The following is an 18500-nucleotide window of genomic DNA, read 5'->3' on the forward strand; positions in this document are numbered from 1 at the left end:
CCAGCTGCGGCAAAACTGCCAAGCTATTGTCAAAGATAAATTGTGGATTTTTTGTTTACATCAAATCTAATATGTTTCTTAATTCTTCAGGCTGAATATTTTCATCAAAGATTGCCTTCTCCACGACACAGGTCGGAACAAATTTAATGTTGGCGCTATTGGCTTCAGCAATAATCTGGTCGACTAAAACTTGGTTTAATTGTTCCTTTAAGCCTAATTCTTCTTCAGCATATACCGCAACCTCGTCTAAAGATAACTGCCCCCAGTCTTCTTGGGTATCATAAATTTTTTGAATTTCTCCCAGCGCCTTTTCAGGTTCACTCCAGCTGACATAATGGTGCATCACATTGCCCCGTTGCAAACTCTCTTTTTCCTTATCAAATAGTTTTATAATTCGTTGAACCTTACCTTGGGCGACAGCTTCAACTAACAGCTCCTTTGATTCTTCAAACCATTGTTTAGAATACGGGCAACGCAGGTTCATAAATTCCACAATTTTTTTTGGTGCACTGTCTAAACCGATTTTAATCCCATTTTCAGTGGTCACTTTTTTTGCATCAATAACTGAAATATCCATAATAGCCTCCATTTTTTTGTCGCATTTAATTTACGACTGACTTTACTTGATTACCCTCATAATAGCGTATTTTGAAAAAATTTCACATTGATTTGTTTGAAACGCAAGCATGTTCAAAATTTGTGACATCAGGTAAACTAAATTGAACGATATGAATGGAAACATTATCAAGCGAGCAGTCACTAACCCGTTTTTATTTTTAATTTGACGGATTGCAGCACGGTGACAAATACAATTTTGATTAAAATTCATCTGAGAAAAAGACTGATGTTAGTTTTCCTTATTTTGTAGATATCTAGTAATTTGTCTTTAGAACTCGTTAAACTTCCCTAAGTTTTCCATGAAGCTTTAAAATTATGTTATAATCACAAAGAAATCTTAAAATGAAATGGAGAAGAGGCGTGTAATGTCATTTCAAATCAGTGACCTTCTCAGCTTAACTTATTGGCAGGATCTTTTTAGTGGCAATATTCTTACGTTAAGCTTTTGGATAAATATATTAGATATTTTAGTTGTCTGGTTTCTAGCTTACAAATTAATTGAGCTAGTACGAGGGACAAAAGCGGTACAGTTGATTCGGGGAGTAGCCCTTTTTATTTTAATCAGAATTCTTGCGGAGTTTATTGGTCTGCACACCTTGTCTTGGCTGATGAACCATGTCATCACATATGGTGTGATTGCGGCCGTCGTAATTTTCCAACCGGAAGTTCGTAGAGGCTTAGAACATTTAGGTCGTCAAACATTTTTCACGCAAACTAAAAAAAGTGAGCGGGAAGAAGAACGAGTCATTTCGGCCTATGATAAAGCCATTCAATATATGGGCCGACGAAAAATCGGCGCCTTAATTAGTATTGAGCGCAATACCGGTTTGGATGAGTACATTGAAACCGGCATTCCTTTAGATGCTGATATTAGCGGCGAGCTGTTGATTAATATTTTTATTCCGAACACCCCTTTACACGACGGAGCTGTTATCGTTAAAAAGAATAAAATTGCGGTAGCCTCGGCTTATTTGCCACTGTCAGAAAGCATGTTGATTCCAAAAGAATATGGTACAAGACACCGAGCTGCGATTGGCTTGAGTGAGGTCAGCGATGCTTTGACGATTATTGTTTCAGAAGAGACAGGACATGTCAGTATGGCAGTCAACAATGAATTTTTAACAGATTTAAATCAAGAGGAGTATCTGGTTGTTTTACATCAGTATTTAGCTACTGAAGAGGAATCAACAACTACTCAAGGTCTGCGGGGCTTCTTAAGCGACTTCTTTAAGTCAGGAGGGAAGCACAAATGAAAAAATTAGTGAAATTTTGGCAGGATAAAAATTTAACTTATCGTCTACTGGCTTTGGTTTTTGCTCTGATTTTATTTGTTAATGCAAATAATGATTCTCTACAAAGTATTTTTTATTCTCAAACCGATACCTATACCGAAACGGCTAGCAGCGTGCCAGTGGAACTGATTTATGATAGCGATGAATATTATGTTTACGGCTATCAAAATACTGTTAGTGTTACCTTATCCAGTTTCAATCGGGTGCAATTGGATGCCGAATACAACGAGGATACCCGGAATTTTCAAGTCGTTGCCGATTTATCTGATTTAGGTGTGGGGACCCATGAAGTCAATCTGCGGACTCAAAATCTTAGCAGTGCGGTGTCGGCAACTTTAGAGACCACTAGCATTACCGTGACCATTGAAGAAAAAGTCACTCAAACCTTTAGTGTCACCCCAACACTGTCCAGTTCGGCCTTAGCGGAAGGATATACGTCAACGCAAACTGCTTCACCGAGTTCTGTTGAAATTACAACAGGAGCGGATACTCTCGCAAGAATTGATCGAGTGATTGCTTTAGTGAGCCCGACGACAGCTCAAATGGAGAATTTTTCTCAAGATGCTGTGGTGACGGCCCTAGATAGTTCAGGAGAAACTTTGAGTATTTCGGCTAATCCAGATACAGTTTCCATTGCAATTGAAGTCACGGCACCAACTAAGGACGTTACCATTGAAACCACTCAGGAGGGGGATTTGCCAGATAATGTTGAAAGTTATACAATTAGTCTTTCAACTGATACGGCAACCATTAGTGGTCCTCAATCAGTGATCAATAATATTGATGTCATTTCCTTACCGATTGACATATCCAATATTACCTCGGAAACAGTGCAGACAGTGGCCCTCGGAACGGATGATTACACATCCAATCCGGAAAATGTTCGGGTGACAATCACACCAAATTTTAGTACAACAACTTCTAGTTCAAGTTCTAGTGGAGCAACAAATAATGGTGGGACCAGTAACAACGGTTCCTCCAGCAGCTCTTCATCTAGTTCCTCTAGCTCAAGCAGCAGTACACAGACCAGTAGTACTCTAAGCTCAGCAGAAACTAGTGGTGATGAAAATGCAACAGTAGACAGCGTTGATTCGTAAAAAGAAAACAAGTAAGGAGATTCAAATTAAATGGGTAAATATTTTGGTACAGATGGAGTTAGAGGGATTGCGAACAAGGAGTTAACTCCTGAATTAGCATTTAAATTAGGTCGTTTCGGCGGTTTTGTTTTAAGCCAGCACGAAGATTCTGAAAAACGTCCGCGGGTATTAGTTGGCCGTGACACTAGAATTTCTGGTCAAATGTTGGAGCAGGCTTTAGTTGCAGGTTTACTGTCTGTGGGAATCGAAGTTTTTCAATTAGGCGTGATTTCAACACCGGGAGTAGCGTATTTAACAAGAGTTCAAAAAGCTTCTGCGGGTGTCATGATTTCAGCTTCCCATAATCCGGCTGAAGATAATGGTATTAAATTTTTCGGAGCTGATGGTTTCAAATTGGTAGATGAACAAGAATTAGAAATTGAAGCACTGCTTGACGCAAAGGAAGACACCTTGCCTCGACCATCGGCTGCCGGTTTAGGTACCGTTGATGAATTTCCAGAGGGCTTATTGAAATATTCACAATTTTTGGTACAAAGCATTCCTGGTGATTTAGAAGGCATGCGGATTTGTATTGATGCAGCAAACGGCGCCACTTATTCTGCAGTTAATCGGGTCTTTGCTGACTTGGAAACTGATTTTTATACAATGGGTACGAAGCCAGACGGATTAAATATTAACGATGGTGTTGGTTCGACTCATCCAGAGGCTTTATCGGCCTTTGTTTTAGAGAAAAAAGCCGATGTTGGTTTAGCCTTTGATGGCGATGGCGACCGGATTATTGCTGTTGATGAGCTAGGTAATATCGTTGACGGTGATAAGATTATGTATATCTGTGCCAAGTACTTGAAGGCCAACAATGCCTTGAAAAAAGATACAATCGTAACGACAGTCATGAGTAATTTAGGCTTCCATAAAGCAGTGGAAGCGGCTGGGATGCAAGATGTTATCACGCAAGTTGGCGACCGTTACGTTGTCGAAGAAATGCGCAAAAATGATTACAATTTTGGTGGCGAACAATCCGGCCACATGATTTTCTTAGATTATAATACCACCGGTGATGGCATGCTTTCAGGCATCCAATTGTTAAATGTTATGAAGGAAACCGGCAAAAAATTATCCGAGTTAGCTAGTGAAGTCACCATCTATCCACAGGAATTAGTAAATATTCGCGTCTCGAATAAAGACGGTGCCATGGAAGTACCAGCCATTAAAGCCGTAATTGAAGAAGCAGAAGCGGAGATGAATGGTGAAGGACGTATCCTAGTTCGACCTTCAGGAACTGAACCATTACTAAGAGTGATGGCTGAAGCTCCCACCCATGAGCAGGTTGATTATTATGTTGAAAAAATTGCTAAAGTTGTCAGAGAAGAAATTGGCTTAGAAAACTAATTTTGTAATTGACGAAGAAAGCTAAATCAGTTCATTTGAGCTAAAATCCATTTCAATTTTTCAGTTGAAATGGATTTTTTTTATAACTAAACAAAAGAGGTTCAGCTATTTTGCCGAACCTCTTTACATTAATTATTTGCTATTCAACTGTTACAGACTTTGCCAAATTTCTTGGTTTATCAACATCATAACCTCTTTGTAAGGTTGCATAGTAGGCAATTAATTGTGCCGGTACAACGCTGACTAATGGTGTTAATAACGGATGAACGTTTGGTAAAATAATTTGGTCGTCAGCTTTGCTGACGGATTCACTGGCAATCACTAGGACGTTTGCACCACGGCTTTCAACTTCCCGGACATTTCCTCTAGTATGAGCCGCTGTCGCAGCATCGGTGATAAACGCCATCACAGGAGTGCCTTCTTCAATCAATGCAATTGTGCCATGTTTTAATTCGCCAGCTGCAAAGCCTTCAGTCTGAACGTAAGAAATTTCTTTTAATTTTAAAGCGGCTTCCATTGACACATAATAATCCACACTACGACCGATATAAAAGGCGTTGCGGGTCTCTTTTAAATAAGCTTGAGCTAGCTCATCGATTAAATGTTTTTCAGAAATCATCGTTTCCATGCCAGTTGCCACTAAACTTAATTCGTGTAATAAATTAAATGCAAAGGCTTCAGGAATTTCTTTTTTCTCGCCAAGGGCTTTAGCTAATACTGTCATCACAGCAATTTGAGCTGTGTAAGCCTTAGTTGAGGCCACAGCAATCTCAGGACCAGCGTGAAGTAATAATGTGTATTGCGCTTCTCTGGAGAGAGTAGAGCCCGCCACATTAGTAATCGTCAGGCTCGGATAGCCTAGCTCATTAATTTTAACTAAAACTTGGCGGCTGTCAGCAGTTTCACCGCTTTGGCTTAAAAAGATAAAAAATGGTTTTTCTGAAAGTAATGGTAGATTGTAGCCAAATTCACTGGATAAATGAATTTCCGTTGGGACCTTGGCTAAGCTTTCAAAAATCTGTTTGCTGACCCAACCGGCGTTAGCGCTTGTACCACAAGCGACGATGTAAATTCGGTCGCTTGCTTGCATTGTTGCTAATAAGTTAGCGTCAATAGCGAATTCACCGGAATCAGTGACATATTCTTTTGCGATGCGGCGCATAACAGCAGGCTGTTCGTCAATTTCTTTTAGCATGTAAAAAGGATAGGTTCCTTTTTCGATATCAGCCAAATCGATTTCAGCAGTGAAGGCGCTGCGTTCCACTTTTTCGCCAGTCGCTTTTTCAATGCCAACACTGTCAGCGGTTAGGGTTACTAGTTCACCATCTGCAATTTCTAAAAATTGTTTTGTTTGGTCAATCATCGCCATTGCATCGCTACAGATTACATTGAAATCTGCTCCTAAACCAATTAGTAAAGGACTTTTATTTTTTGCGACATACAAGGTATCTGAGTCAGCTTTATCGACTAATGCAAAGGCATAAGAGCCTTCGATGACAGCCAAAGCCTTTTTGAAGGCTTCTTTAACTGATAAGCCATCTTCAGCGAAGCGGGCAATTAACTGCACCACAATTTCTGTATCTGTTTCACTTTCTAAAGCAATACCAGCTAGATAAGTATCTTTTAATTCTTGATAATTTTCAATCACACCGTTATGCACTAAAACAAATTTTTGATTAGTTGAGGTATGAGGGTGAGCGTTAATTTCAGTAGCGGGTCCATGAGTTGCCCAGCGAGTATGGCCAATCCCGAGGGTTCCTGTTAACTCAGTTCCAACTTTTTCTCTTAAATCTTTAATGCGGCCTTTAGTTTTAACTAATTGGTTGCTGTTTGTATCTGCGACAAAAATACCGGCTGAATCATAACCGCGGTATTCTAATTTCTCCAAACCTTTTAATAAAATTTCAGTTGTGTTGGGGTTACCAACAATTCCTACGATTCCACACATAATCAAATCCTACTTTCGACTGTTCTATTCATTGTATTTGGTTTCCGCTGCGGATAAAGTTTTTGTTTTTTTCTCACGAAAAGGTTTTAATCTTTATCTGTAGAGTGCAGTCCCTAGAGCCACCCGCCGAAAACTTCGATAAGCTCTTTCCTCGTCACCTGAAAATAGGTCTGGCGCTATCCTTAATTGGTCTAACCAATCCTCCTTGTTATTATTTTCGGAAACACTAATGATTCTATATGTTTGTTAATTATTTGTCAAATATTTTTTTATAAATGGTCTACTTGTAATGAAAGTTTAATATACTGAAATATTTCTTTTTCTTTTTCTAAATCCATTAGATGGGAAATATTTTATAGAGGAAAAAAAAAAAAAGCCAGAAAATTTCTATTTAAACATTTTTTTCTCAGTTATTTTTAGGTATACTAGCTGTAGAAAGTCGAGGGGATGCAGGTGCAGGAAGTACCGGTAATTACATTGAAAGAATTAAAAGCAGCGATTGCTCAGTTGGAAAAGGAGCATCAGCTTGCAGAGGATACTAAAGTTTTTTTGAATACTGGCTGGGACAGCGTGCAAGAAATTGCACCAGACGCCTTAAAAGTTGCCAAGGTCCAAGCTTTTACTGTTGAAGATCCCTTATCTGGAGAAGAGTTTGGTGGCCATTCGCTTTTAACGAAAGCGGAAGCAATGAAGGCCCAAGGTAAAATTGAAACAGCGATTATTATCAATAATGTTTACTAAAAACTTGAGCAACAGCTATTTTTAGTTGTCTCAAGTTTTTTTCATAAGAAAACAACGTCTGGAGAGAAGGCAATGGCAATTTTCAATTTTCCAAATTCCCGAGAAGATTTTATCCGCCTGGGAAAAGAGGCCTTGGAGCAAGGAGAACAACAAAAAGGGCTAAAACTATTTCATGAAGCCTATGAAATGGAGGCCGACTTTTCTTTAAATCTTCTGATTGTTCATTTAATGATGGAAACTGGCGACCATCAACAAGCATTGCGCTTAGCTCAAGACTATTTGTCAGATTATTTAAAGGAACGGCAATACTTTGATTTATTTTTCCAATTGTTGCTTTTAAATCAACAATTTCTAAAAGCTCACGAGTATTTAGCACAATTTGAAGGCCATCAAGATCAGACTTGGCTAGATTTGTTACATCAGCAGCTAACTCAGTTAGAGGATTACCTGAGTCAACTGGAGCAACAAAAGCTTGCAGATTTACGCAGGACCTTGAGCACTATCAATCAGTTGACAATGCAGCAGCAGGCTGGCTTTATTGAAACGCTAATAGCAACCCCGCTAAATTTCTTTTTAGAAATGGCGGCTTCTATTTTAACTGACGTCCAAATAAATTATTTCAGCCGTTTAAAAGTTTTGGAGGAGTTAATCAAACTCAAAAGAAAAGAATCCTTCACTTTCCGGTGGTTTAACGAAAAAGAACAACAGGTTATCCCAAGTCAGCTGGGATTGGTAGAAAATTCAACTGAGCTGGCCAAGATAGAATTGTTTTTAACTCAGCAATTGGAACATCAGCAGCCAGATCTTTTACAGGCTCTCTTAGAAGAGGTTCGGTTGCATCTGACGATTTTATTTCCATTTGAAACGGAAACTATTACAGCTTTGGGGGGCGTGCAACTGTTTGCTGAAAGCTATCTAGTTGAATACAGCGAAGGGTATTCAGAACAGTTGGAGGAATCTGTCGAATTCAATCGTATTCAAGAGTTAAAGCAAAATTTGCGGCAGTTTATTTGGCAATTGATGGAGAGAAGTTAGTATTTAGAAAAAAATGCAAAATTCGCCTATCTTCTTTTGCGAATATGTTTACAATCCTTGGTGCTTAGTGTAATATTTAAAAGGTATGTGGGGCAGTAGATAGCTTAAAAAGGCTTGTAGGAACTACCCGAATTATTGCTAAAAGGTTTTTGCTTGCGTCGTGAACTTATACGAGCTTAAGAGAAAACTCAGCTGTAATTCGGTTATTTCAATGCCACAGCTTAGACTGCAATCCCAGTAATAATAGATATTTCGGAGGGAATCAAATGACAGCAAAATGGGAAAAAAAAGGCACCAATGATGGTGTGTTAACCTTCTCTATTGAACGTGCTCAAATCGAAAAAGGCTTAACCATCGCTTTTAATAAAGTGAAAGGTAATTTAAATGTTCCTGGCTTCCGTAAAGGAAAAGTATCACGCCAAGTGTTTAACCGCATGTACGGCGAAGCAGCTTTGTATGAAGATGCTTTGAACGCTGTTTTACCAGAAGCTTATGAAGCTGCTGTAAAAGAAGCGGCAATCGATCCAGTTTCTCAACCTAAAATTGATGTTGAGAGCATGGAAGAAGGCCAAGACTGGGTAATCACAGCAGAAGTAACTGTGAAGCCAGAAGTTAAATTAGGCGAATACAAAGACTTAGTTGTTGAAAAACAAGACCGTGAAGTCAGCGAGGAAGATGTTGATGCACGGATTCAGCGGGAACAAGAAGCGCAAGCAGAATTAGTTGTCAAAGAAGACGCTGCTGCTGAAAATGGCGACACAGTTGTCATCGACTTTGAAGGCTTTGTTGACGATGTTGCTTTTGAAGGCGGCAAGGGTGAAAACTATTCTCTTGAATTAGGATCAAACTCATTTATCCCAGGCTTTGAAGATCAATTAGTTGGCCATAAAGCAGAGGAAGAATTAGATGTTAACGTAACTTTCCCTGAAGATTATCAAGCTGAAGATTTAGCTGGCAAAGAAGCAATCTTCAAAGTGAAAATCCATGAAGTGAAAGCGAAAGAATTACCAGAATTAGACGATGAATTTGCTAAAGATGTCGACGAAGAAGTTGAAACCTTAGCAGAATTAAAAGAAAAATATCGCAAAGAATTAACTGAAACCAAAGAACAAGCAGCAGTGGATGCTAAAGAAGAAGCAGCAATTAAAAAGGCTGTCGACAATGCAGAAATCCTAGATTTACCGCATGTAATGGTTCATGATGAAGTACACCGGGCGATGGATGAATTCTTAGGCAATATGCAACGCCAAGGCATCTCACCTGAAATGTACTATCAATTGACTGGTTCAACTGAAGCTGATTTGCACACGCAATTTGAAGGTGAAGCTGAAACCCGGACTAAAACAAATCTAGTTATTGAAGCAATTGCAGAAGCTGAAAAATTTGAAGCAACTGACGAAGAAATTGAAAAAGAATTGCAAGATTTAGCTGATACTTACCAAATGCCGCTAGACCAGGTTAAAAACTTGTTGTCTGAAGACATGCTAAAACATGATATCGTGATGAAAAAAGCTGTTGATTTAATCACTGGCACAGCGAAAGAAGAAGCATAATTTTTTATTCATATCATAAAAGATGAACGTGGGGCATTCTTTACGGATGTGCCACGTTTTTATTTCGTTATGATTGCAGAATGATGAAGATAAGTTTTAGTTTCGCTTGCCACTCTTTTTAATTTAGGATATTTGTGATATGATACCTTTAGTTTGGGGAAACCTCTAACTAAAAGTATGTACGAGAAATAAATGAGGTGAAAAGATGTACGATAACACAGATAGTACAGATACAGTTCGTTGTTCTTTTTGCGGGAAGACCCAAGAAGAAGTACGCAAAATCGTAGCTGGCCCAGGTGTTTATATTTGTAACGAGTGTATCGAGTTGTGCAAAGAAATTATTGATGAAGAGTTTTATGATGAAGCTGTTCGTGATGTTCTTGACGTGCCAAAACCTCGTGAAATCTTAACTGTTTTAGACGAATATGTAATTGGCCAAGAACGGGCGAAACGCGCCCTGTCCGTCGCTGTATACAACCACTATAAACGAATCAATCACGGTGTTGAAAATTCTGACGAAGTTGAATTGCAAAAAAGTAATATTTGCTTAATCGGACCAACCGGCTCAGGGAAAACTTTCTTAGCGCAGACCTTAGCCCGCACGTTAAATGTGCCTTTTGCGATTGCCGATGCGACTAGCTTAACGGAAGCCGGCTATGTCGGTGAAGATGTCGAAAACATCTTATTAAAACTATTGCAATCTGCTGATTACAATGTCGAACGGGCAGAAAAAGGGATTATTTACATCGACGAAATTGATAAAATTGCCCGCAAGAGCGAAAATGTTTCAATTACCCGAGATGTTTCCGGTGAAGGGGTTCAACAAGCCCTCTTGAAAATTCTTGAAGGCACAGTTGCTAGTGTACCACCGCAGGGCGGGCGCAAGCATCCCCATCAAGAATTTATCCAAATTGATACCACCAATATTTTATTCATCGTGGGCGGCGCCTTCGATGGCATTGAAACGATTGTTCGCAATCGTCTTGGTGAAAAAACAATCGGTTTTGGTGCGGACAACAAACGACTTGGGGAAAACGAAAGTGTAATGCAACACATCATCCCTGAAGATTTGTTGAAATTTGGCTTGATTCCTGAATTTATCGGCCGCTTACCTGTGACAGCTGCTTTGGAAAAATTATCTACCGAAGACCTCGTGCACATTTTGACCGAGCCGAAAAATGCTTTAGTAAAACAATATCAAAAACTATTAGCGTTGGATGATACAGATTTGGAATTTGAACCGGATGCGCTGCGTTCTATTGCGAATAAGGCCATCGAACGAAATACTGGTGCCCGCGGCTTGCGTTCAATCATTGAAGACATTATGATGGACATTATGTTTGATATTCCATCAGATGAATCGATTGAGAAAGTTGTGATTACCAAAGCAGCAGCTAACGATGAGGCTGAACCAATTGTGATTTACAGCAATGATTCTAAAAAAGCTGGCTAATATCAATTGAAATATAAAACGGAAGTTTGCGGAGGAGACAAGCCTGAATCCCTGAACTTCCGTTTTTTTGAAATGTAGCTACCTTAAAATTTACCAAGAAAAAATTTACACAACAGAAATAAAGGAGAAAAAGAATGGATGTACATAATGCAGAGATTGTCATTAGTGCGGTAGAGCCCAAGCAATATCCAGAAGGCGGTCTGCCAGAAATTGCACTGGCGGGGCGGTCTAATGTTGGGAAATCTTCATTTATTAATACGTTAATCAATCGGAAAAATTTAGCCCGCACCTCTGGCAAACCAGGAAAAACTCAGACGCTAAATTTTTATTTGATTGAAAATGCTCTACACTTTGTGGATGTGCCAGGTTACGGTTATGCGAAGGTTTCTAAAACTGAGCGGGCCAAGTGGGGCCAGATGATTGAAACTTATCTGACAAATCGGGATAATTTGCGGGCTGTGGTCTCGTTGGTAGATGCCCGTCATGAGCCATCAAAAGAGGATGTGCAGATGTATCAATTTTTAAAATATTATGAGCTTCCAGTGATTGTGGTGGCGACAAAAATTGATAAAATTCCTCGTGGTAAATGGAATAAACACGAAAGCATGATTAAAAAGGCACTGGACTTTGACAAGAATGATGATTTTGTCTTGTTCTCTTCTGTTACGAAAGAAGGAAAGCAGCAAGCCTGGAATGCGATTGAAAGTTATTTAAAAGGAAAATAAAAAATTTGCACCAGCAGGTCTAATGGTAGACTTACTGGTGCAAATTTTTTTGTTAAACAAAAGCAACTGACAAGCTAGTCAGTCTGAAACTTATTTTTTAGTTTTCTTTTCGTCTTCTTTTTCGTTTTTTGGTTTCAAAAAACGATCAATATCTTCTTTAGGCGCAACCTTTTTTTCAGGGTCAACTGCGAAATTTTCAAACAAAGTATCTAAATCGTCGGTTTTTTCAAATTTGAGTCCCATTGTGAACACCTCCAGCTTCATGATTATTTTAGCATGATTACCGACAAAATAAAATACTTGTGTTTGAGGTTGGCTGAATTGTAAATTATTCGTTATAATAATTATAGATAGAAAAATGCGAAGGAAAGTGGATAAAAAAACAAAAAGGAGGCTTGGGAATATGCAAAAAGAAGAGCAGATTTATTTGGTCAATCAATTACGGATAACCGATCAGCAGGATTTTGCGGCGGTGGTCAACGACTGGGCCCTTCTCAGTCGCCTGTTGATTGAAGCGACTTTTATACAAATTGACTTCAAAGATATGATGGATTATCATCCGGATATTATCCGGGAGTTTTTTGCCGACGTGGCAGACAATCAATATTTTACTTTAACTGTTGGTAATCCCAATAATGTTTTGATGCTGCAACGCTCGAAAGCCAACCTGCTGGAAAAAATTATTATTGATAAAGATATTTATCAAAATCATCAACAGATGATTGATGATTATCAGGTGCGGAGCTTGGAAAAATGGGGTATTTATGGATATACCCGCTCCTATGATGAATATTTATATAACAATACTGAAAATATCGAAAAGCGCAAACTCTTTGAGACAACCGAAGAAATTCAACAACTGCCGAAGATGTTAAATGACAAAGGGGTTACCCAAATTGATACCAATCAATTAGCCGGCTGTGATTTATTTTATGACGGGCTCTGTTTAACGGCCTGCTGGCGCATGTTTTTTTCTAAATATTATTTTCGGATTATCCTAAAGCAAATCTTATTAGATATTCAGCAGGTGGAGGCGATTCAAGAGCATGCCAATGACCTGATTGAAATCACGCTTTTTAAAAAGTCTCTGAATTGGGATTTGCCGGCTAATTTAAATTACCAACAGCTTTTTCGCGACCAGCTGGGGATTGATCAATTGGTTTGGACAAATGGGGTCGGGGTGTTGAAGGACCCGTTTATCGAATACTCCTACTACAAGCACACGATTCAAACGGTGCAGTATCAGAATAACCGGCTGCAGCCAACAGAAAAAAAGCGGGCCACCCATTTTGTCACCCGTTATTATGATTTACTAAAGCAAACCTATAAAGAGCGGCGAGTCAGAGGACTCTTGAATTCACAGGCTTATTTTCCCCTGATGGATGAAATGAAGTCAACAATGATGAATTATAAAATTTTGAACCCGTTACTGACGATGGATGAAGGGCTGGCGGCCTATGAATTTTATATCCGCAATTACTTGGAGATCAATGTCAAAGACGAGAATTACCAAAACTATTTGGCAGTCTTAAAATTTTATATTCCCAATGAGGCGCTGCAGCATGTCCCGGTGGCTGAGCTGCGTCATCAGATGAAGGACATTAAAATTGGCCGTGTCCGCAAAAACAAAGGGGACCTTAGAGTGGACTTAAAAAAAGGGACCAATCATTTGCGAGTGGTCTTTGCTAGCCAGCAAAAGTTGGAGGAACAAAAATCAAATAGAGCATTGTCATAGAAGGGTTTGATTCAATGAAGGATTCCGTTGATTTAAAAACATATTACTTAATTATTATTCCGGCTGTCTTGGTGATTATTGTAGCTTTTTTGTCACCGGGCTTTGAGTATAAAGCGCAATTTGCATTCTTTATCGTGGGGGTCAGCTTAGTCAGTCTATTTGTTTTAAATTATTTTGAAGGAAAAGGGCGGAAAGAACAGCCCCAGCAACAGTCTTCTCCGGCTGATGAAACAGATGAAGCGAGCGGGAGTGCTGAAGAAGAGATGACAGCTGCTGCTGAGTCAGCCGAAAAAATTTCAGAAGAGGCGGCGGCTGCAGACAAGGAGATTGCTGCTCAAGCTGATGAATCAGCAGAAGCGCAAAATGAAAACGAGCAGCCGGAAGAAGCGACTCAAGTTTATTCAAATGAAGATACAAAATCTGAAACAAATTAAAAAGAATCACCAACCTTGTTACAAAAGGCTGGTGATTCTTTTTAACTTAAGCTAATTCTGTTGTTTCTACTTTGCTTTTTTTCAAGATTCCGAAGAGTACGCCAGAAATCGCCGCACCTAATGCGATGAATAATAAGTAAAGTACTGGACGGTTTAATAACATCACAACGAAGATACCGCCGTGGGGAGCCATTAAACGAATACCAAATTCACCAACTAAAGCACCGGTGATTGCTGAGCCGACAACAAAACTTGGAATAGCTCTCAATGGGTCAGCCGCTGCAAAAGGAATGGCGCCTTCGGTTACAAAGGACAAGCCCATCACGATATTAGTTAAGCCTGAATCTCTTTCTTCTTTGGTAAATTTATTTTTAAATAAACGAGTTGCAATGAAAATTGCTAACGGCGGTACCATACCACCGGCCATTACAGAAGCCATGACGACAGAGCCGCCTTCAGTTAGCGTAGTAGCCAAGGTAGCAGTCCCGAAAACATAAGCAGCTTTATTTACTGGACCACCTAAGTCAACCGCCATCATGCCGGCTAATAATGCGCCTAAAAGAAGGGCATTTGTTCCGTCAAGACTAGTTAGAAAATTATTTAAAGCAGTGTTAATGGCACTCATTGGTACGTTGACCAAGAGCATTAAGAAACCAGTGATTAAAACACCAAAGACCGGATAGAATAAAATGGCTTTAATTCCCTCCAACGATTTTGGCAGACCGGCGAAAATTTTTCTCAGAGCAACAATCACGTAACCTGCGATGAAACCACCAACTAAAGCGCCTAAGAATCCAGCACCGCCGGCATTTGCTAAAGCACCAGCTGCAAAACCAGCAACCAAACCAGGACGATCGCTAATACTAGAAGCAATAAACCCAGCTAAAACTGGTAACATAAAGCCAAAGGCAGCACTACCGATTTGGTTGAACCAGCTAGCTACTTCATTATAATTTCCCAGACTAGCCAGTTGATCTGTTGGCACGCCGATAAATTGGTCAATCATAAAGGAGAGGGCAATCGCAATCCCGCCGCCGATAACAAATGGCAACATGTGAGAGACACCGTTCATTAAATCTTTGTAAATTCTTTGACCGATTGAACCATCGGCAGAAGCTTCATCACTTTTTGCTGCGCTGCCATCACCATGGAAAACAGGAGCATCGCCACTTAAAGCGATATTGATTAATTCTTCTGTTTTACGAATTCCATCGCTTACAGGACGATTGACTAATTCTTTGCCGCTGAAACGATTCATTTCAACTTTTTTATCGGCCGCTACGATAACGGCATCTGCTCGGGCAATATCGTCAGCGGTCAATTTATTTTTAATACCTTCTGAGCCGTTTGTTTCAACTTTAATCTCAACGCCCATTTCCTTAGCTTTTTTCTTTAAAGCATCTTCTGCCATATATGTGTGGGCAATCCCTGTTGGGCAGGCAGTTACTGCTACAATATATCGACGATTGAAGTCTTTTAGCTCTTCTTTGTTGGCAGCTTCTGCTTGTTCCGCTTTTTCTTCCGCTTCTTTAGCATCTTCAGCTGCTTGGAAAAGATTTTGGACATCATCAGGCGTTTGAGCTGTTTTTAATTTTGCGACGAAATCTGGGTCAATTAGCAAGCGAGACAAAGCAGCCAAGGCTTGTAAATGCGTATCGTTGGCGCCTTCTGGAGCAGCAATCATAAAGAATAAATAAGTTGGCTGACCATCTAGCGCTTCGTAATCGACACCTTTATTGCTTTTCGCAAATAAAACAGTTGCTTCTTTGACTGCTTTATTTTTGGCATGAGGCATCGCAATGCCGTCTCCAAGGCCAGTGGAAGTCTGAGCTTCCCGTGCTAAAATACCTTCTTTATAGGTATCGATATCCGAAATACGGCCAGCTGCATACATCTTGTCTACCATTTCATCAATGGCACCTTTTTTATCGGTAGCTTGTAAATCCATAATCATTGCATCTTTGATTAACAAGTCTTTGATATTCATAAAAAAATCCCCCTATTTTTCCACTTCTATAATTTTTACTTCCGGTAGCAACAATTCAATAAATTCTTGAGAGGCCAAGTCGTCAGAGAAGGCCGTGGCACTGCCACAAGCCACGCCCCAACGGAAGGCTTCTACAGCATCTTGAGTTTTGGCAAAGGTTCCAACAAAGCCGGCAATCATTGAGTCACCAGCACCAACAGAGTTTTTTAATGGCCGTTTTAAAACATTTGATTGATAGACCTTGTCGCCACTAAAGAGCAAAGCGCCATCGCCGGCCATTGAGATAATTACATTTTTGGCTCCAGCTGCTAGCAATTTTTTTCCGTAAGGTAAAATTGCGGCAACAGAATCAAAGCTAGTATGATAAAGTTCAGCAAGCTCGTGATTATTTGGCTTCACCAACAAAGGTTGATGAGCTAAGGCATCTAGTAAATCTTCTCCTGTCGTATCAATCACAAATTCAGCTTCCTTATCATTAATAATTTGAATCAACTCTTGATAGAAGCCTTTGCGCAGGCTGGCAGGAGCACTGCCGGAAAGAATCACAACATCATTTTTTTCAACTTGGCTTAAGGCTTGTTTTAGTTCTTGAATTTCTTCATTAGTTAAAGCTGGCCCCGCTCCGTTAATTTCAGTTTCCGAATCTGATTTCAATTTAATATTAATCCGGGTGTCATCAGCAATCTTTGTAAATTGGCTGGTGATGCCTTCTTCCTTAAGCCAGTCATTGATAAAGCCGCCAGTGAACCCACCGAGAAAGCCAAGCGCAGTAGAATGACTGTCAATGCGTTTTAAAATTCTTGAAACATTAATTCCCTTGCCGCCAGGTAGTTTGAAATCTTGAGAAATCCGATTTAAATCCCCTAATTTCAATTGATTCACATGGACAATGTAATCAATCGAAGGATTTAGCGTTACCGTATAAATCATTTTGTTGCCTCCTTGATGGTAGTCAGCTGTTTTAATGCTGGTAAATATTCAGCAGGGCAGTAGTTGGTTAGGATAGTGGCACTGCTGACGTCCGCCACTTTAAAGAAGGACGTTTTATTAAATTTGGAATCGTCTGCCAGTACGAAAACTTTTTCCGCTTGCGCCATCGCCATCTGCTTTAATGCGCCTTCTTCTGGGTCAGGTGTGGTCAACCCAAATGTTTCATGAATACCATTTATTCCCATAAATGCACAGTTGAAACGCATTTGCTGCAGCTGAGCCATCGCAAAATTTCCCAAAACCGCATTGGTGGTCAGTTTAATACTGCCACCGAGAATAATCGTTTCAATATTTAAATCCACAAGCTCATTTGCATGTCGGACTGAATTTGTCACTACGACAATTCGCTTGCCTTTTAGATAGGGAATAAATTCTAGCGTGGTGGAGCCAGCATCCAAGTAAATAATGTCATCTTCATGGATTTCCGCAAGAGCCATTTGAACGATTACTTGTTTCTCGTGAAGGTTCTTGAATGTTTTTTCATTCAGATTTGGTTCTAAGCCCAAGGGTTCAATTATTTTCGCACCGCCGTGAATTCTGGTTAATAGACCAGCGTCTTCTAATTCCTGCAAATCTCGGCGAATAGTTGATTCAGAAGCGCTTAATTGATCCATTAAGTCCTGTGATTTGATTAGTTGCTGACGGTCTAATGCTTCGAGAATTTTTTGTCGACGTTCATCTGTAAGCATTTTCATCCCTCTCTTCAACATGTAGTGTAACACAATCTTTTTTACAGTTCAATCAAAAACCGTCACAAACGACCAAAAACATTCAAATTGTTTTCTTGAAAAATTTTTACTAATTGGACAACTTGTTTTAAAATGAATGAAAGCAGTCTCAAGGAGGTTTTAAAAATGATTGAGTTTCAGACGAAGAGGTTAATCATTAGAGATCATCAATCAGAAGATTTAGCTTCCCATCATCAGTTATTTAGTAACCCACAGGTGATGTATTATTTACCGGAACTACAAACATTTTCTTTCGCTGAATCACAAGCAAATTTGCAGTGGGCCATCGAAGAGAGTAAAAAAGAGAATCGAGAAAATTATTTCTTTGGTATCTTTAGCCATTCAAAAGAGCGAATTGGGGAGATTGGCTACAGTTTGATAACAGATACCCCGTTGGGAAAACATGTTGAGGTAGGCTATTTTTTACAAAAAGAGTTTGAGGGCTTCGGCTATATGACGGAGGCCTTCAAGGAAGTTTTACGTTTTGCTTTTTTTGAAAATGATGTTTATCGAATTTTTTGCGGTTGTTTAAAGGAGAATATCGCTTCTGAAAAAGTCATGCAAAAATGCGGGCTAATAAAAGAAGGAGACTTTAAAAAGTTTCAATGGCATCAAGGAGCCTTTAAAGATCGTTTGCAATATCGTTTATTAAAAGAGGAGTTTCTAAAACTTTAAAATCAAAGTTTTCTGAAGGTAAAGAGTAGAATAAATATATCGAAAATTTTCATAGTAATTCTTTCATACTTTAAAAACGGAAATAAAAAGGAGCAGGCTT

Annotated in this window: 17 protein-coding genes; 11 read left to right on the forward strand and 6 right to left on the reverse strand. The window is 39.5% G+C overall.

The features are described 5' to 3' along the window. Positions 1-55 precede the first annotated feature (55 nt). Positions 56-577, reverse strand: a complete 522-nt coding sequence (locus tag ORH16_RS12675) for a thioredoxin domain-containing protein (protein WP_265459200.1) — start codon at positions 575-577, stop codon at positions 56-58. A gap of 406 nt (positions 578-983) precedes the next feature. Here ORH16_RS12675 and cdaA point away from each other — a divergent pair, with 406 nt between their 5' ends. Genes cdaA through glmM form a run of 3 tightly spaced genes read left to right on the forward strand, consistent with a single transcriptional unit; the run spans position 984 to position 4396 of the window. Then, positions 984-1871, forward strand: coding sequence for a diadenylate cyclase CdaA (gene cdaA, locus ORH16_RS12680; RefSeq protein WP_265459201.1), 888 nt, complete (start codon positions 984-986; stop codon positions 1869-1871). After that, entirely contained in the window at positions 1868-3007 is a 1140-nt protein-coding gene (locus tag ORH16_RS12685; RefSeq protein ID WP_265459202.1) for a YbbR-like domain-containing protein, read from the forward strand. The genes cdaA and ORH16_RS12685 overlap by 4 nt, the downstream gene beginning before the upstream one ends. Before the next feature lie 30 nt (positions 3008-3037). Then, positions 3038-4396, forward strand: coding sequence for a phosphoglucosamine mutase (glmM, locus tag ORH16_RS12690; protein ID WP_265459203.1), 1359 nt, complete (start codon positions 3038-3040; stop codon positions 4394-4396). Between the two features lie 139 nt (positions 4397-4535). Here glmM and glmS read toward each other — a convergent pair whose 3' ends face one another. After that, complete coding sequence (gene glmS, locus ORH16_RS12695) at positions 4536-6344, reverse strand: glutamine--fructose-6-phosphate transaminase (isomerizing) (RefSeq protein WP_265459204.1); 1809 nt, start codon at positions 6342-6344, stop codon at positions 4536-4538. Positions 6345-6791: 447 nt separating this feature from the next. On the opposite strand from glmS, the gene ORH16_RS12700 reads away from it, so the two are divergent. From ORH16_RS12700 to yihA, 5 genes are all read left to right on the forward strand, one after another. After that, complete coding sequence (locus ORH16_RS12700) at positions 6792-7085, forward strand: hypothetical protein (protein ID WP_265459205.1); 294 nt, start codon at positions 6792-6794, stop codon at positions 7083-7085. Between the two features lie 72 nt (positions 7086-7157). Further along, positions 7158-8120, forward strand: coding sequence for a hypothetical protein (locus tag ORH16_RS12705; RefSeq protein WP_265459206.1), 963 nt, complete (start codon positions 7158-7160; stop codon positions 8118-8120). A 266-nt stretch (positions 8121-8386) separates the two neighbouring features. Then, entirely contained in the window at positions 8387-9673 is a 1287-nt protein-coding gene (gene tig, locus ORH16_RS12710; protein ID WP_265459207.1) for a trigger factor, read from the forward strand. Positions 9674-9878: 205 nt separating this feature from the next. Then, positions 9879-11126 (forward strand): ATP-dependent Clp protease ATP-binding subunit ClpX, encoded by a 1248-nt coding sequence (clpX, locus tag ORH16_RS12715; protein ID WP_265459208.1) that lies wholly within the window; start codon positions 9879-9881, stop codon positions 11124-11126. A gap of 134 nt (positions 11127-11260) precedes the next feature. Continuing rightward, positions 11261-11851 carry a ribosome biogenesis GTP-binding protein YihA/YsxC gene (gene yihA, locus ORH16_RS12720; protein ID WP_265459209.1) on the forward strand — a complete coding sequence of 197 codons (591 nt, stop codon included), beginning with the start codon at positions 11261-11263 and terminating at the stop codon, positions 11849-11851. Positions 11852-11941: 90 nt separating this feature from the next. On the opposite strand, the gene ORH16_RS12725 is transcribed toward yihA, so the two are convergent. Next, positions 11942-12094: an SPJ_0845 family protein gene (locus tag ORH16_RS12725; RefSeq protein WP_265459210.1), complete on the reverse strand. Its 153-nt coding sequence runs from the start codon at positions 12092-12094 to the stop codon at positions 11942-11944. 160 nt (positions 12095-12254) lie between these two features. Between ORH16_RS12725 and ORH16_RS12730 the strand changes: the two genes are divergently transcribed. Then, positions 12255-13586, forward strand: coding sequence for a hypothetical protein (locus tag ORH16_RS12730; protein ID WP_265459211.1), 1332 nt, complete (start codon positions 12255-12257; stop codon positions 13584-13586). A 14-nt stretch (positions 13587-13600) separates the two neighbouring features. Beyond that, positions 13601-14020: a hypothetical protein gene (locus tag ORH16_RS12735; RefSeq protein ID WP_265459212.1), complete on the forward strand. Its 420-nt coding sequence runs from the start codon at positions 13601-13603 to the stop codon at positions 14018-14020. A gap of 46 nt (positions 14021-14066) precedes the next feature. Here ORH16_RS12735 and ORH16_RS12740 read toward each other — a convergent pair whose 3' ends face one another. From ORH16_RS12740 to ORH16_RS12750, 3 genes are read right to left on the reverse strand one after another with little or no spacing between them, the layout of a single operon-like run. Continuing rightward, entirely contained in the window at positions 14067-16007 is a 1941-nt protein-coding gene (locus ORH16_RS12740; protein ID WP_265459213.1) for a PTS fructose transporter subunit IIABC, read from the reverse strand. A gap of 12 nt (positions 16008-16019) precedes the next feature. Then, a complete protein-coding gene (gene pfkB, locus ORH16_RS12745) occupies positions 16020-16937 on the reverse strand; it encodes a 1-phosphofructokinase (protein WP_265459214.1) in 918 nt (305 codons plus the stop codon). Continuing rightward, entirely contained in the window at positions 16934-17686 is a 753-nt protein-coding gene (locus ORH16_RS12750; protein WP_322597301.1) for a DeoR/GlpR family DNA-binding transcription regulator, read from the reverse strand. The genes pfkB and ORH16_RS12750 overlap by 4 nt, the downstream gene beginning before the upstream one ends. A gap of 165 nt (positions 17687-17851) precedes the next feature. Here ORH16_RS12750 and ORH16_RS12755 point away from each other — a divergent pair, with 165 nt between their 5' ends. After that, positions 17852-18400, forward strand: a complete 549-nt coding sequence (locus ORH16_RS12755) for a GNAT family N-acetyltransferase (protein WP_265459216.1) — start codon at positions 17852-17854, stop codon at positions 18398-18400. Positions 18401-18500 lie beyond the last annotated feature (100 nt).

The sequence above is a fragment of the Enterococcus sp. HY326 genome, assembly GCF_026157065.1.
Lineage (GTDB): Bacteria > Bacillota > Bacilli > Lactobacillales > Enterococcaceae > HY326.

Coding starts and splice junctions, on each gene's coding strand:
- ORH16_RS12705 (WP_265459206.1), top strand. CDS start 7,158: ATGGCAATTTTCAATTTTCCAAATTCCCGAGAAGATTTTATCCGCCTG.
- yihA (WP_265459209.1), top strand. CDS start 11,261: ATGGATGTACATAATGCAGAGATTGTCATTAGTGCGGTAGAGCCCAAG.
- glmM (WP_265459203.1), top strand. CDS start 3,038: ATGGGTAAATATTTTGGTACAGATGGAGTTAGAGGGATTGCGAACAAG.
- ORH16_RS12740 (WP_265459213.1), bottom strand. CDS start 16,007: ATGAATATCAAAGACTTGTTAATCAAAGATGCAATGATTATGGATTTA.
- clpX (WP_265459208.1), top strand. CDS start 9,879: ATGTACGATAACACAGATAGTACAGATACAGTTCGTTGTTCTTTTTGC.
- pfkB (WP_265459214.1), bottom strand. CDS start 16,937: ATGATTTATACGGTAACGCTAAATCCTTCGATTGATTACATTGTCCAT.
- ORH16_RS12735 (WP_265459212.1), top strand. CDS start 13,601: ATGAAGGATTCCGTTGATTTAAAAACATATTACTTAATTATTATTCCG.
- ORH16_RS12725 (WP_265459210.1), bottom strand. CDS start 12,094: ATGGGACTCAAATTTGAAAAAACCGACGATTTAGATACTTTGTTTGAA.
- ORH16_RS12750 (WP_322597301.1), bottom strand. CDS start 17,686: ATGCTTACAGATGAACGTCGACAAAAAATTCTCGAAGCATTAGACCGT.
- glmS (WP_265459204.1), bottom strand. CDS start 6,344: ATGTGTGGAATCGTAGGAATTGTTGGTAACCCCAACACAACTGAAATT.
- cdaA (WP_265459201.1), top strand. CDS start 984: ATGTCATTTCAAATCAGTGACCTTCTCAGCTTAACTTATTGGCAGGAT.
- ORH16_RS12755 (WP_265459216.1), top strand. CDS start 17,852: ATGATTGAGTTTCAGACGAAGAGGTTAATCATTAGAGATCATCAATCA.
- ORH16_RS12675 (WP_265459200.1), bottom strand. CDS start 577: ATGGATATTTCAGTTATTGATGCAAAAAAAGTGACCACTGAAAATGGG.
- ORH16_RS12730 (WP_265459211.1), top strand. CDS start 12,255: ATGCAAAAAGAAGAGCAGATTTATTTGGTCAATCAATTACGGATAACC.
- ORH16_RS12685 (WP_265459202.1), top strand. CDS start 1,868: ATGAAAAAATTAGTGAAATTTTGGCAGGATAAAAATTTAACTTATCGT.
- ORH16_RS12700 (WP_265459205.1), top strand. CDS start 6,792: ATGCAGGTGCAGGAAGTACCGGTAATTACATTGAAAGAATTAAAAGCA.
- tig (WP_265459207.1), top strand. CDS start 8,387: ATGACAGCAAAATGGGAAAAAAAAGGCACCAATGATGGTGTGTTAACC.